The sequence below is a fragment of the Winogradskyella tangerina genome (assembly GCF_003260205.1).
Taxonomy (GTDB): domain Bacteria; phylum Bacteroidota; class Bacteroidia; order Flavobacteriales; family Flavobacteriaceae; genus Winogradskyella; species Winogradskyella tangerina.
Window position 1 is genome coordinate 157066 of record NZ_QERF01000005.1, and the last position, 12376, is coordinate 169441.

General features: G+C 36.3%; 13 protein-coding genes. 5 read left to right on the plus strand and 8 right to left on the minus strand.

The genetic code is table 11. The features are described from left to right. Positions 1–161: 161 nt before the first annotated feature. Positions 162–2363 (plus strand): DNA helicase RecQ, encoded by a 2202-nt coding sequence (recQ, locus tag DDY94_RS09545; protein WP_111683878.1) that lies wholly within the window; start codon positions 162–164, stop codon positions 2361–2363. Between the two features lie 5 nt (positions 2364–2368). Here recQ and DDY94_RS09550 read toward each other — a convergent pair whose 3' ends face one another. Then, positions 2369–2824, minus strand: coding sequence for a hypothetical protein (locus tag DDY94_RS09550; RefSeq protein WP_198658938.1), 456 nt, complete (start codon positions 2822–2824; stop codon positions 2369–2371). Positions 2825–3096: 272 nt separating this feature from the next. On the opposite strand from DDY94_RS09550, the gene DDY94_RS09555 reads away from it, so the two are divergent. Then, positions 3097–4029 (plus strand): peptidylprolyl isomerase, encoded by a 933-nt coding sequence (locus tag DDY94_RS09555; RefSeq protein ID WP_111683880.1) that lies wholly within the window; start codon positions 3097–3099, stop codon positions 4027–4029. 121 nt (positions 4030–4150) lie between these two features. Then, the gene (locus DDY94_RS09560) at positions 4151–4864 is read left to right on the plus strand and encodes a tetratricopeptide repeat protein (RefSeq protein WP_111683881.1); all 714 of its coding nucleotides are present in this window, start codon (positions 4151–4153) and stop codon (positions 4862–4864) included. Positions 4865–4932: 68 nt separating this feature from the next. Here the strand turns inward: DDY94_RS09560 and DDY94_RS09565 are convergent, their stop codons facing one another. After that, positions 4933–5520 carry a superoxide dismutase family protein gene (locus DDY94_RS09565; protein WP_111683882.1) on the minus strand — a complete coding sequence of 196 codons (588 nt, stop codon included), beginning with the start codon at positions 5518–5520 and terminating at the stop codon, positions 4933–4935. 59 nt (positions 5521–5579) lie between these two features. Continuing rightward, entirely contained in the window at positions 5580–6065 is a 486-nt protein-coding gene (locus tag DDY94_RS09570) for a YdeI/OmpD-associated family protein (RefSeq protein ID WP_111683883.1), read from the minus strand. Between the two features lie 86 nt (positions 6066–6151). Here DDY94_RS09570 and hemN point away from each other — a divergent pair, with 86 nt between their 5' ends. Both hemN and DDY94_RS09580 read left to right on the plus strand, forming a co-directional pair. Next, a complete protein-coding gene (hemN, locus tag DDY94_RS09575; RefSeq protein ID WP_111683884.1) occupies positions 6152–7516 on the plus strand; it encodes an oxygen-independent coproporphyrinogen III oxidase in 1365 nt (454 codons plus the stop codon). A 10-nt stretch (positions 7517–7526) separates the two neighbouring features. After that, on the plus strand, positions 7527–8360 hold the full coding sequence (locus tag DDY94_RS09580) for a universal stress protein (RefSeq protein ID WP_111683885.1): 834 nt from the start codon (positions 7527–7529) through the stop codon (positions 8358–8360). A gap of 177 nt (positions 8361–8537) precedes the next feature. Here DDY94_RS09580 and DDY94_RS09585 read toward each other — a convergent pair whose 3' ends face one another. The 5 genes from DDY94_RS09585 to DDY94_RS16270 are packed head-to-tail and all read right to left on the minus strand — an operon-like array spanning position 8538 to position 12373. Beyond that, positions 8538–9239, minus strand: coding sequence for a sulfite exporter TauE/SafE family protein (locus tag DDY94_RS09585; protein ID WP_111683886.1), 702 nt, complete (start codon positions 9237–9239; stop codon positions 8538–8540). Position 9240: 1 nt separating this feature from the next. Next, positions 9241–9687, minus strand: coding sequence for a FixH family protein (locus tag DDY94_RS09590; protein WP_111683887.1), 447 nt, complete (start codon positions 9685–9687; stop codon positions 9241–9243). 53 nt (positions 9688–9740) lie between these two features. Further along, positions 9741–11165 carry a cytochrome c oxidase accessory protein CcoG gene (gene ccoG / locus DDY94_RS09595; protein ID WP_111683888.1) on the minus strand — a complete coding sequence of 475 codons (1425 nt, stop codon included), beginning with the start codon at positions 11163–11165 and terminating at the stop codon, positions 9741–9743. Between the two features lie 33 nt (positions 11166–11198). Continuing rightward, entirely contained in the window at positions 11199–12191 is a 993-nt protein-coding gene (locus DDY94_RS09600; RefSeq protein WP_111683889.1) for a cbb3-type cytochrome c oxidase N-terminal domain-containing protein, read from the minus strand. Then, entirely contained in the window at positions 12188–12373 is a 186-nt protein-coding gene (locus tag DDY94_RS16270) for a CcoQ/FixQ family Cbb3-type cytochrome c oxidase assembly chaperone (protein WP_111683890.1), read from the minus strand. The genes DDY94_RS09600 and DDY94_RS16270 overlap by 4 nt, the downstream gene beginning before the upstream one ends. Positions 12374–12376 lie beyond the last annotated feature (3 nt).

Below are 12376 nucleotides of genomic sequence, written 5' to 3' on the forward strand. Positions count from 1 at the left end.
ATTTTTTTGAGTGTTTTTTTATTTAAAGAAATTGTTATCTTTAAGGTTATGCAAAAGTACATGAATTTTTTCATTCGAAGATTCCTAAATGACGTTTGAAGAAATATTGGTTCTTACCACAATAGTACTTATGAAATGTAGATAAAATACTATAGGGATTAATGAGTATTGCTGAAATTGACTTACACTCCTCTCTTAAAAAATACTTTGGTTTTTCTGGATTCAAAGGACTACAAGAGGAGGTGATAAAAAATGTTGTTGAGGGTAATAATACCTTTGTCATAATGCCTACGGGCGGCGGTAAATCTTTGTGTTACCAATTACCAGCTTTAATAAAAGAAGGCACCGCCATCGTGGTTTCTCCACTTATCGCTTTAATGAAAAATCAGGTAGATGCTATTAGAGCAGTCTCCGAGCATGACGGTATTGCCCATGTTTTAAATTCGTCTCTGAATAAAACAGAGGTAAAGCGCGTTAAAGATGATATCACCAATGGCATCACCAAGTTACTTTATGTAGCACCAGAATCACTTACAAAAGAAGAATATGTAGATTTTCTTAGATCAGTTAAAATCTCCTTTATGGCCGTTGATGAGGCACACTGTATAAGTGAATGGGGACACGATTTTAGGCCAGAATACAGAAATCTAAGACATATCATTAAACGAATAGGAGATAATATTCCTATTGTTGGCCTCACGGCAACAGCCACACCAAAAGTACAGGAGGATATTCTGAAAAGTTTGGGGATGACTGATGCGGTTACGTTCAAGGCATCTTTTAACAGACCAAACTTATACTACGAGGTAAGACCAAAAACCAAAAACGTTGATGCAGATATTATTCGTTTCATCAAACAAAACGAAGGTAAATCTGGTATCGTTTACTGTTTAAGCAGAAAGCGTGTAGAAGAATTGGCGCAGGTGCTTCAGGTTAATGGTATAAAAGCTGTGCCATATCATGCGGGATTAGATGCAAAAACACGTGTGAAGCATCAGGATATGTTCTTAATGGAAGATACTGATGTTGTTGTGGCAACCATTGCCTTCGGAATGGGAATTGATAAACCAGATGTCCGTTTTGTAATTCATCACGATATTCCTAAAAGCATTGAAAGTTATTACCAGGAAACAGGTAGAGCAGGGCGTGATGGTGGTGAAGGACATTGTTTGGCTTTTTATGCTTATAAAGACATTGAGAAATTAGAAAAATTCATGTCGGGTAAACCAGTGGCCGAGCAGGAAATTGGTCATGCTTTACTCCAAGAAGTTGTCGCTTTTGCAGAAACTTCTATTTCGAGACGTAAGTTCATACTTCATTATTTCGGTGAAGAATTCGATAATGAGACTGGAGAAGGTGGTGATATGGATGATAATGTTCGCAATCCTAAAAAGCAGGTCGAAGCTAAGGATGATGTAAAGATCTTATTAGAAACCATTAAAAACACTAATGAAAAATACAAATCCAAGGATTTGGTTCAAGTTATTATTGGTAAATCTAATGCGCTGATTTCTTCACATAAAACTGATACACAACCGTTTTTTGGTGTAGGAAAGCATAAGGAAGCCAGACACTGGATGGCTTTAATTCGTCAGGTTATTGTGGCAGGTTATTTAAAGAAGGATATTGAAACCTATGGCGTGTTGCGTTTAAGTGACTCTGGTAAGGCATATATTCAAGAACCGGTGTCCTTTATGATGGCTGAGGATCATGTTTATGATGAAGAATCTAATGACGGTATTATTACAAATGCAAAAGGTGGTGGTGGCGCAGCCGATGAAAAGTTAATGGCTATGCTCAAGGATTTACGTAAGCGTAATGCTAAAAGTCTGGGTGTACCTCCATTTGTTATTTTTCAGGATCCATCTTTAGAGGATATGGCATTGAAATACCCAACCACACTCGAGGAGTTATCAAACGTTCATGGTGTTGGTGACGGAAAGGCCAAGAAATATGGAAAAGACTTTGTGGCCTTAATTGCAGATTATGTTGAGGAACACGATATAACACGACCAGACGATTTGGTGGTGAAGTCAACAGGTTCTAACTCTGGATTAAAACTTTATATCATTCAGAATGTTGATCGAAAATTACCATTAGATGATATTGCTTCCGCCAAAGGCATGGAAATGCCAGATTTTATAAAGGAAATGGAATCTATTGTTTATTCAGGAACAAAACTGAATATCAATTATTGGATCGATGAGATCTTAGATGAAGACCAACAGGAAGAGATTCACGAATATTTTATGGAGTCTGAAAGTGATAAAATTTCAGATGCAATAGAAGAATTTGATGGTGATTACGAGGATGAAGAACTACGCCTATACCGAATCAAATTTATGAGTGAAGTGGCTAATTAAGTTGGTTATTGGTTATATTTCTTAAATAAAACCTCCTGATTTTTAACTTTCAAAATTATTTCGGTCAGCTTAGCTTTTCGAACCTTTTCGATATCTGATTCTTCAATTTGAAAATCGATATTTGTAACAAATCGCCCTTTGACATCTGACGGGTTAGACTGAAATTCGAGCGCGTCTGAATCCACATGCATTTCAAAGTCATTTCCAACTAAAGACAACTTTCCACCGTTTTTACTTTTCACTTTAAAAGCTCCAATGATTACAGTCTGAAGAAAGAAATATCCACCTAATTCATTGAATCCAGCATAGAGAACGTTATGGTCTGAAATAGCAAATGGCGCTTGTTCAACAGCTTCCATTATAGAATCAATACTATCGTTTGATGTGTTGTCGGACTCTGATTTATTAAATAATTTCGAAAATGAAAAACCCATATCATTGTTTTTGGCAAAACTAAACATATTAAATGCTTTTTCCGAATTAATTATATGAAGTAGGAGCGAGGTTGTATGTAGAACCTAGTGTAAAGTCTAAAGTGTAAAGTATATAGTAAGAAGTTGAAATTCGCTATTCACGAAACTTCAAACTCATAACTTCCAACTTCCAACTTCCAACTTCCAACTTCCAACTCACAACTCACAACTCACAACTCACAACTTATAACTTATAACTTATAACTTATAACTTATAACTTAACTTCGTATCTTTGCAGCCTTAAACAAAAGAAAACACAATGCAAGACGGTTTATACGCAAAATTCAACACTTCAAAAGGTGAAATAACAGTGAATTTAGAGTTTGAAAAAACTCCAGGTACAGTAGGGAATTTTGTGGCATTGGCAGAAGGTAATATGGAAAACTCTGCAAAGCCACAAGGAACACCATATTATGATGGTTTAAACTTCCATAGAGTTATACCAGATTTTATGATTCAAGGCGGTTGTCCACTAGGAACTGGAACTGGGAATCCTGGATATAAATTTGATGATGAAATTCATCCAGACCTTAAGCACGATGCTCCGGGGAAACTATCAATGGCTAACGCAGGACCAGGAACAAATGGGAGTCAATTTTTTATAACACATGTTGCAACACCTTGGTTAGACGGAAAGCATACCGTATTCGGTAGTGTGGTTGAAGGGCAAGATATTGTTGATGCTGTTGCGCAAGGTGATAAAATTGAGAGTTTAGAGATCATTAGAGTAGGTGAGTCTGCAGAACAATTTAACGCTATTGAAGCTTTCAGAACCTTTGAAGGTGCCCGTGAGAAGCGCATAGCTGCTGAACGTGAAGCTGCACGAGCAGAGCTCGACAAGTTAGCTGCCGGTTTTGAGGAAACTGCTTCTGGCCTGCGCTATAAGGTTATTCAAAAAGGAGATGGTAAAAAAGCTGAAAAAGGAAATATGGTTTCTGTACATTACAAAGGTCAGTTGGCTGATGGTACAGTATTCGATTCATCGTACAAACGTAATTCGCCATTAGATTTTCAAGTTGGTGTCGGACAAGTAATTCCTGGATGGGATGAAGGTATCTGTTTACTTAATGTTGGAGACAAGGCTCGTTTGGTTATTCCTAGTGATTTGGCGTATGGTTCTGCTGGAGCAGGTGGTGTTATTCCACCAAATGCGACCTTAGTTTTTGATGTTGAATTAATGGGCGTCAACTAAGTAAATATAGTAATCGGTAACATTTTTAATTTAAAATCGTCTCACTTTTAGTGAGACTTTTTTATGTTTACTAACCAATGTTTCGAAGCGCATTACGCAGGAATTAAAAACCAATCAAAAAATGAGATCTAAACAACCAATCATCATCCTTTTCATCCTAACGATTTTTCTGAGCTGTGGTAATTCTGTAGAGTATTCAGAATCCTTCAAAAAAGATACAGCCGGAAAATATTTATACAATCCAGATGAACTTATCTTAGTGTATTACGAAAATGACAAACTACGCCTAAATTGGAAGGGCGGCGAAATACAGCCTGTGACCTTAGATGAGAATGAGTTTTTTGTTCCAGATATGTATAAGAAGTTTCGTTTTGTTAAAGATTCAAAAACCCAAGAACGTTATTTATCGATTGTAGATGAAGACGATCAGGAGAAAATTACCTACGATTATTTAAAGGTGCCAGACGATTATAAAACACCAAGTCAACATTTAAAAGATGGAAACTATGAAGCGGCATTGGCTGGGTATTTAGAGATAAAAAAGCAAGATTCTACCAGTTCTTACATTAGAGAATGGGATTTTAATAGCAAGGGATATGGTCATATTCGAAGAAAAGAATACGATAAAGCCATTGGCGTACTAACCTTGAACACCAAATTGCATCCTGAGAGTAGCAATACCTACGATAGTTTGGCTGAGGCCTACTTAAGAAGTGGTGATAGTCTTCAGGCGTATAACAATTATAAAATTGCTTTAGGTATGAATCCAGTAAATCCGCGTGCTAGGGACTTTGTAACGGCATACAGGCCTAAAAATTCTGAAAGCAATAATTAGAGTATTACTACAAAACAAAAATGGTATAGCTCAACTATACCATTCTTTATCTATTTATTTAGTATTTATCATTCAATAATACCACCGCAGCTTATGCGGCTGCCAGCAGCACCAGAAGGCTGTGATGTAAAATCATCAACACCTTGATGAACAATTATAGCTTTTCCCAAAATATCTTTGGTATCGTCACCGCATCCAATGCACCATTCAGAAGTGGCAAATTCTACATTACCTATACCATCGGCACCAACCATAAAATTACCAATGTCTCCTTTATGGTAACCTGTAGCATCTCCCCATTTTCCGTGTGGTTGAGCAGTTGGGTTCCAATGACCGCCTGTTGACTTACCATCTGGTGAAGAACAATCAGCCTTTTGATGAATATGAATTGCATGTTCTCCTTCAGATAATCCGGTCATTTCAGCAACCATTTTTACTTCTCCATTTTCTTCAGTAAATGTAACCGATCCACTAACTTCAGAGTCGCTTTTTGGATCTAATGACATCGTGATTTTTTTGATCTCTACGTTTTCTTCAACGGTCTTTTTTATTTCTACATCTTCCGTTTCTTCGACTTTAGAGTCTTTATTGTCATTTTTACAAGCCGTCATAAAAATAATACTGAAGACAAGTAAGGTTATTCTAAAATGTTTCATGATTTGTTTTTTTGTTGAAGTTAAAGTTAAGCAGATAATTGCGCAACTGCAAAAAGAAATCAATTCTTCTTAAACCATAGTTTTTGGTCTGTCACTCCACGTTTGAGGTTTTCGGTAAGAATAAGTGCTTTGTCTACGCGCAACTGCGATGACTTATAACGTGAGATCGCATAGATAATACTGCGTTGTTTTCCAGGTGTAAGATTTTCAAAAATGCTGAAAGCTTCATAATCACTGAGAAGAACGGCCTCTAATTCTTCGGACATCTCAACACCATATTTAGAGGTGTCTTCAAAAATCTGAAGCTCAAAATAATCGTTCATAAAAACTCCTAATTCCTTTTGTTTCCCCTTACTAAAATAGATAAGATGGACACCTTTTGTTTTTTTCAAGGCAGCATAAAATTCAATGCTTTTCTCCTCAAATGATGCAACCACCTTTATTCGTTTGTGGTTGCTTTCAACGAATTCAGCGATAGGTGCTTCAGGTAGAATTATACTCTGCTTATCGGCCAGAGTGACTTCAAATGGGGAACTTTTTAGCATTTAACTGTTTATTAAATCTATACATGACAAAAATCATATTTTTTACAGTGCCTTACCAGTAATTTTGATGTAAGACAAACATAAAAATGTGCCAAAAGTTAGTAAATAAATATAATGTGGCAGGTCCACGCTATACCAGCTACCCAACGGTTCCGTATTGGAATGCGGATTCATTTTCCTTAATTGGATGGGAAAACGTACTAAAACAATCCTTTGATGAATCTAACAAAAATGAGGGTATTAGCCTGTACGTGCACCTGCCATTTTGTGAAAGCCTTTGCACATTTTGCGGTTGTCATAAACGCATAACCAAGCGCCACGAAGTTGAGCTACCATACATTAATGCAGTTCTGAAGGAGTGGAGTCTTTATCTAAAGTTGCTAGGTGAAAAACCAAAAATTAAAGAATTACATCTTGGTGGTGGTACACCGACATTTTTTTCGCCTGAAAATCTGAAGTATTTAATTTCAGAATTATTGAAAGTCTCGGAATTGGCCAAAGATTATGAATTTAGTTTTGAAGGCCATCCAAATAATACAACTGTAGAACATCTACAGGTCTTATACGATCTCGGATTTAGACGTGTAAGTTTTGGGGTTCAGGATTATAATTTGAGAATTCAAAAAGCAATAAATCGCGTACAACCCTTCGAGAATGTGAAGAGTGCAACTGACTTGGCAAGACAGATTGGTTATACTTCAGTTGGACATGATATCATCTTCGGATTGCCTTTTCAAACGGAAGCAGATGTTATTGAGACGATCAGAAAGACCGAAGCGTTAATGCCAGACCGAATTGCATTTTATAGCTATGCCCATGTGCCATGGATCAAAGGAAATGGTCAGCGTGGTTTTAAAGATGATGATCTGCCTAGTGCAGAATCTAAGCGTCAGCAATACGAAACTGGCAAGTATTTATTAGAGAAAGTTGGTTATGCCGAAATTGGTATGGATCATTTCGCGCTTAAGAATGATAATTTATATCAAGCTATGCGAAATGAAAGCATGCACCGAAATTTTATGGGGTATACGGCCTCAAAAACACAGGCGATGATTGGCCTAGGTGTGTCTTCCATTAGCGATAGTTGGTATGGTTTTGCACAAAATGTAAAGTCCATTGAAGACTATTATGACTTAGTGAATCAAAATATTATTCCGGTTTATCGCGGTCATATTCTTAGCGAAGAGGACCTTAAAATAAGACGACATATTCTCAATCTTATGTGTCATTTTAAAACCTCTTGGATAAGACCAGAAATGACTTTTGATGAACTGCCGGAAGTCCTTATAAAACTTAAAGAATTAGAACAAGATGGTTTAATCACTTTTGAAAGAAAGCAATTGACCGTAACTGAAAAAGGAAGACCTTTTATTAGAAATATTTGTATGGCCTTTGATTTGCTATTACAGCGTAAAAAGCCAGATACCCAATTATTTTCAATGACCATATAATACGAACACCATGAAAAAAATAATAGTACCCATAGATTTTTCAGAGCATTCTGAATTTGCTCTTGAAGCTGCAGCTAATCTAGCTCATAAATATGATTCTGAGCTCATTGTGCTGCATATGTTAGAATTGTCTAATGCCATTCTTATTGCAGATGAAAACTCAATTAATGAGGAAGCTGTGTTTTATCTTAAACTTGCGGAGCAGAAGTTTGAAGCATTTTTAGACAAGCCTTATTTAGATGGTATTAAGATCACACCGATTGTGAAGCACTTTAAAGTTTGGAGTGAAGTGAATGATGTTGCCAATAAACACGATGCAAATCTTATTGTAATGGGTTCTCATGGTGCTAGTGGTGTTAAGGAAGTATTGGTAGGCTCAAACACTGAAAAGGTGGTACGTCATGCAGATGTTCCTGTATTGGTGATAAAGCACAATCCTATTTTATTAGATTTTGAAAACGGTGTGTTTGCGAGTGATTTTTCAGAAGAGGCTATTGCACCATATCTGAATGCTAGAATCACCTTCAAAAAACTGGGAGCTCGAATGCACTTAGTGTATGTTAATGCACCCGATGGCAATTTTAAAAGTTCAACTGAAATAAATAAGAAAGTGTCATTATTCTTGAAAAAGGCCGATGGTGATCTCAATAATCTCGACAATGTTCATATTGTTTCAGACTATTCTATTGAAAAAGGTATTTTGAATTTTGCCAACACCATTGGCGCAGATCTAATTGCTGTGGCAACACACGGAAGAAAAGGCCTTGCACATTTCTTTGAAGGAAGTATTTCAGAAGATATTGCTAATCATTCAACATTACCTGTGATGACCTTTAAAATATAGTTCTTGATGTTTATTAGTTAGTGTTATTTAATATCAAGTTTAAGCGCCAGAGATGTATTTCTCTGGCGTTTTTTGTTTCAGATAATTTGCGTTTAATTCCTATAAATATTCACTCAAGTACAAAGGCTTCAGTGTTAAGTGATATTAACAAACAATAAGCTAGAAAAAATTAAATTTTTAATGGCAATCAATTGTGCTAGAAGCCATCTCAACGATAGGAGCAGGAGAGATGTATGGTATTCCAAGTCCTAGACCTCTTAAAATGAATAGAGCACCGATGATGACTACAAATACAGGAATGGCATTCTGAATTCGTTGCTTTATCGTCTGATTCAGAAATTTACCCAAATATATCGCTGAGGTCATTAAAGGTATTGTACCAATACCGAATAAAGTCATATAATAACTGCCTTCTAATAAGCTACCTGTGGCTACGGCACCAAAAACGGCCATATATACTAATCCACAAGGCAAAAAGCCATTAAGAAATCCAATGGTTAGATAGGTGTCAGCAGATTTTTTCTTGAGCGCTTGACCGAGCTTGGTTTTTACTTTCGAAATGAGTCGATTCAAAGGTTTAGAAAGATTGTATTTAGAGAAGGTTTTATATGGAATTAATACAACTACAATCATTAATACACCAATTGCGATAGATAATTGCTGCTGCACACCAAAGAGATAAAGGCTCTTTCCTAATAAACCAAAAACGAGACCTATAAGACTATAGGCCAACAATCTTCCGAAGTGATAAATACCGATCTGACTTACTTTTTTAAACGAATTAGATCGGTCTACGGGGAGCATAAAGGCTATAGGTCCACACATGCCAACGCAGTGTAAACTTCCTAATAAACCCAATATGAACGCCGAATAAAGCATATTAATAATTTATAGCCTCTTTGAATAAGTAAGTGTTATTATTGTAGGTCCAGTCTATTCTAATGTTCCAGCGACCATCTAGTAAACGTTTGTCAGGTATGAGCAAATTGTGGTTAGATAATGAAATAGGAGTTTCAAAATCTAGATGTTTATTAGATGGTCTGTAAAGGAACACTGAACCATTAATGGCTTTTATATCTAAATCTTCAGGGAAGGTAATTAATAGTCCGCCCTCTGTTTTTTTCCAGGTAATATTAGTCTTAAGGGATTTTGATTTTTCTTCTTTATCAATATCCGTTTGAAATTTTAATTCTTGTTGGTAATAATCTTCAACAACCAAATCGTGGTCATACTTATCATTTGCTGCCATATTTACCACGAAATACATGATAAATCCTATAAATCCTATAAATGCAATTACAATTGCTGTTCCCCAGTTAATTCTCATACCCTTGATATTTTATTCTGAAAACATTTCAGAATGTCATTATTACTTTTTTTCTAATTATAATTTCGCGGCCCTAAGAAGCCTACAGTAGTACTTTCAATGAATTTATCATTACTGTAGATGTCAATTCTCAGTTTAATTTTCCCGCCGGAAATATCTCTTTTCTTTAACTCAATAAATAATGTACCTTCAGCAAACTCTTGTGCTTTAATTATCATTTGTTCTGATGCTGAAACCATATTAATATCTCCTTCAACACCTCTAATTCTGAAACTTACATTTTCAATATCATTAGAAGTTTTATTGACCAACTTATAAGTGTAAACATTACTGATAATGTTATTATCCTTTTGAACATAAGATTGGCCCGGTAAACGAAGAATTCGAGCTTCCACGTCATTTCGAAGGGTTAGCATGCCTGCCAAGACACCGATCAGAATTACAAGTACGGCTATATAGCCTTTCATGCGTGCTGTAAGTTTAAAAGGTGCTTTGTTTTCAATATTTTCTTCACTTGCATAACGAATAAGCCCTTTCGGAAGGTTGATCTTTTCCATTATGGTATCACATTCATCAATACAAGCAGTACAATTCACACATTCTAATTGTGTACCATTTCTGATGTCAATTCCTGTCGGACAAACATGCACACACTGAAAGCAATCGATACAGTCACCATGTCCTAAGGCTGCTCTGTCTTCATTCTTTCTGAATTTCTTACGACCATTTGGTCCTTCACCACGTTTGTGATCATAGGCCACCACGATCGATTTATTATCTAAAAGTACACCCTGCAAACGACCGTATGGGCATGCGATAATGCAGACTTGCTCTCTAAACCATGCGAAAACAAAATAAAAGACAGCAGTAAATATCAGTAACGGAATTAATGTTCCTAAGTGAGATGAAGGCCCTTCTTTTATGTAGTTAAGTAATTTATCTCCGCCAATTAAATATGCCAGAAATACATTTGCAATTAAGAATGAAACCACTAAAAATATGAACCACTTCAGCAAACGTTTTCTGATCTTTTCAGCATTCCATTTCTGGCGATCTAAACGCATTTGTTTATTACGATCGCCATCGATCCAATATTCTATGCGTCTGAAGACCATTTCCATAAAAATGGTCTGTGGACAGATCCAACCACAGAAAATACGACCAAATCCAACGGTGAATAATGTGATGAACACCACACCGATGATCATAGAAATTACAAAGAGATGAAAGTCTTGCGGCCAGAACGGGAAACCAAAAATATTAAATCGTCGCTCAAGGACATTGAACATTAAAAATTGGTTGCCATTGATTCTCACGAAGGGCGCTGCAAATAGAAAGGCTAATAAAAAATAGCTAACTAGTTTTCGCTTATCGTAATACCAGCCAGAAGGCTTTTTTGGAAATATCCAGTTACGTTTGCCCTCTTCATTGATAGTGCCAATAGAATCTCTAAATACTTCGTTTGCTGGCGTTTCCATACCTCACGTTTTGGGACGTTCCTATTTCTTAAATTAATTGTTTATATCTGCAACGGTCTCACCTTCAAGTATTACCTCTTCTTCAACAGGCTCAACTGCTTCTGATTCTTCTTCTGATGATTCACCATCTGTTTCTCCTGCAGATTCATCAACCCAAAGATCACCTTCAGCTTTTTTAGCTTTCGGGCCAGGCGTTGTACCTTGAAATTCTAATACATAACTAGCCACCTGAGCCATTTCTAGAGGTGTAAGCCCTTCTTTTTTCCAAGACACCATACCTTTACCATCTCTACCACCTTCAGAAATTGTTCGGAATACATTCTTGATGCCTCCGCCCAATATCCAGTATTCATCGGTGAGATTCGGACCAATATTACCACCTCCATCTGGTCTATGACACACCACACATTTTGCTTCAAATATGGCTTTACCAGCATTAAGATCTGATGCTTCTGTTAAGACTTCAACTGTATTAACATCAACTAAATTTTTGGCGTTTCTTCTGTATTCTTCAATAGCACGTTCCGCTTCTGCGATTTCAATTTCATACTCAACAAATTGGTCGTCTGCATTAAAAACATGATAGCGAGCCATGTATACAACGCCAAAGATTATGGTAGCATAAAAGCCATATAACCACCATGGTGGTAGGCTATTATCTAGCTCTTTAATGCCGTCATAATTATGATCTAGAATAATTTCACCTTCTTCTTCCATTGGTCTTGAGCCCAGAAGTTTCATATAGGTCTTTTTGATCCAAAGTACAAGCTTGGAAGGTGCTGCTTTTCGTGCATCATAGCGTGCCTTGGCTTCTTCATCTAAACTCTGATAAAGAATGTTATCCATTGAACCTACGATACCTTCAATAGCTAAAAGAATCAATAATACTAATAACAAAAAGAGCATTATAATTGGCTGTTCCATAAATGCTGGCTGATCGCCAGAATCAATGAAGTACTCTACGAGTCCAACAATAGTTAGAAATACGACTGGGACTCTTATATATGATGGAATTAAATGTCTCATGATCTTGTATTATTATTTTGGTCTAACGGTAAATTACTAACTGAGGTGATGTATTCTTTTTTAGCTGTAATAACCCAATAAAACAAGGCTACAAAAAAGATAAAGAATATTAACAAGGATATGATCGGGTAGATTTCTATACCCGAGATACTATCCATATGATTTTTTACAAATTTTAACATGGT

Excerpts from the sequence above, each read along its gene's own strand:
- recQ (WP_111683878.1), top strand. The coding sequence starts at position 162 with ATGAGTATTGCTGAAATTGACTTACACTCCTCTCTTAAAAAATACTTT.
- DDY94_RS09550 (WP_198658938.1), bottom strand. The coding sequence starts at position 2,824 with ATGTTTAGTTTTGCCAAAAACAATGATATGGGTTTTTCATTTTCGAAA.
- DDY94_RS09555 (WP_111683880.1), top strand. The coding sequence starts at position 3,097 with ATGCAAGACGGTTTATACGCAAAATTCAACACTTCAAAAGGTGAAATA.
- DDY94_RS09560 (WP_111683881.1), top strand. The coding sequence starts at position 4,151 with ATGAGATCTAAACAACCAATCATCATCCTTTTCATCCTAACGATTTTT.
- DDY94_RS09565 (WP_111683882.1), bottom strand. The coding sequence starts at position 5,520 with ATGAAACATTTTAGAATAACCTTACTTGTCTTCAGTATTATTTTTATG.
- DDY94_RS09570 (WP_111683883.1), bottom strand. The coding sequence starts at position 6,065 with ATGCTAAAAAGTTCCCCATTTGAAGTCACTCTGGCCGATAAGCAGAGT.
- hemN (WP_111683884.1), top strand. The coding sequence starts at position 6,152 with ATGTGCCAAAAGTTAGTAAATAAATATAATGTGGCAGGTCCACGCTAT.
- DDY94_RS09580 (WP_111683885.1), top strand. The coding sequence starts at position 7,527 with ATGAAAAAAATAATAGTACCCATAGATTTTTCAGAGCATTCTGAATTT.
- DDY94_RS09585 (WP_111683886.1), bottom strand. The coding sequence starts at position 9,239 with ATGCTTTATTCGGCGTTCATATTGGGTTTATTAGGAAGTTTACACTGC.
- DDY94_RS09590 (WP_111683887.1), bottom strand. The coding sequence starts at position 9,687 with ATGAGAATTAACTGGGGAACAGCAATTGTAATTGCATTTATAGGATTT.
- ccoG (WP_111683888.1), bottom strand. The coding sequence starts at position 11,165 with ATGGAAACGCCAGCAAACGAAGTATTTAGAGATTCTATTGGCACTATC.
- DDY94_RS09600 (WP_111683889.1), bottom strand. The coding sequence starts at position 12,191 with ATGAGACATTTAATTCCATCATATATAAGAGTCCCAGTCGTATTTCTA.
- DDY94_RS16270 (WP_111683890.1), bottom strand. The coding sequence starts at position 12,373 with ATGTTAAAATTTGTAAAAAATCATATGGATAGTATCTCGGGTATAGAA.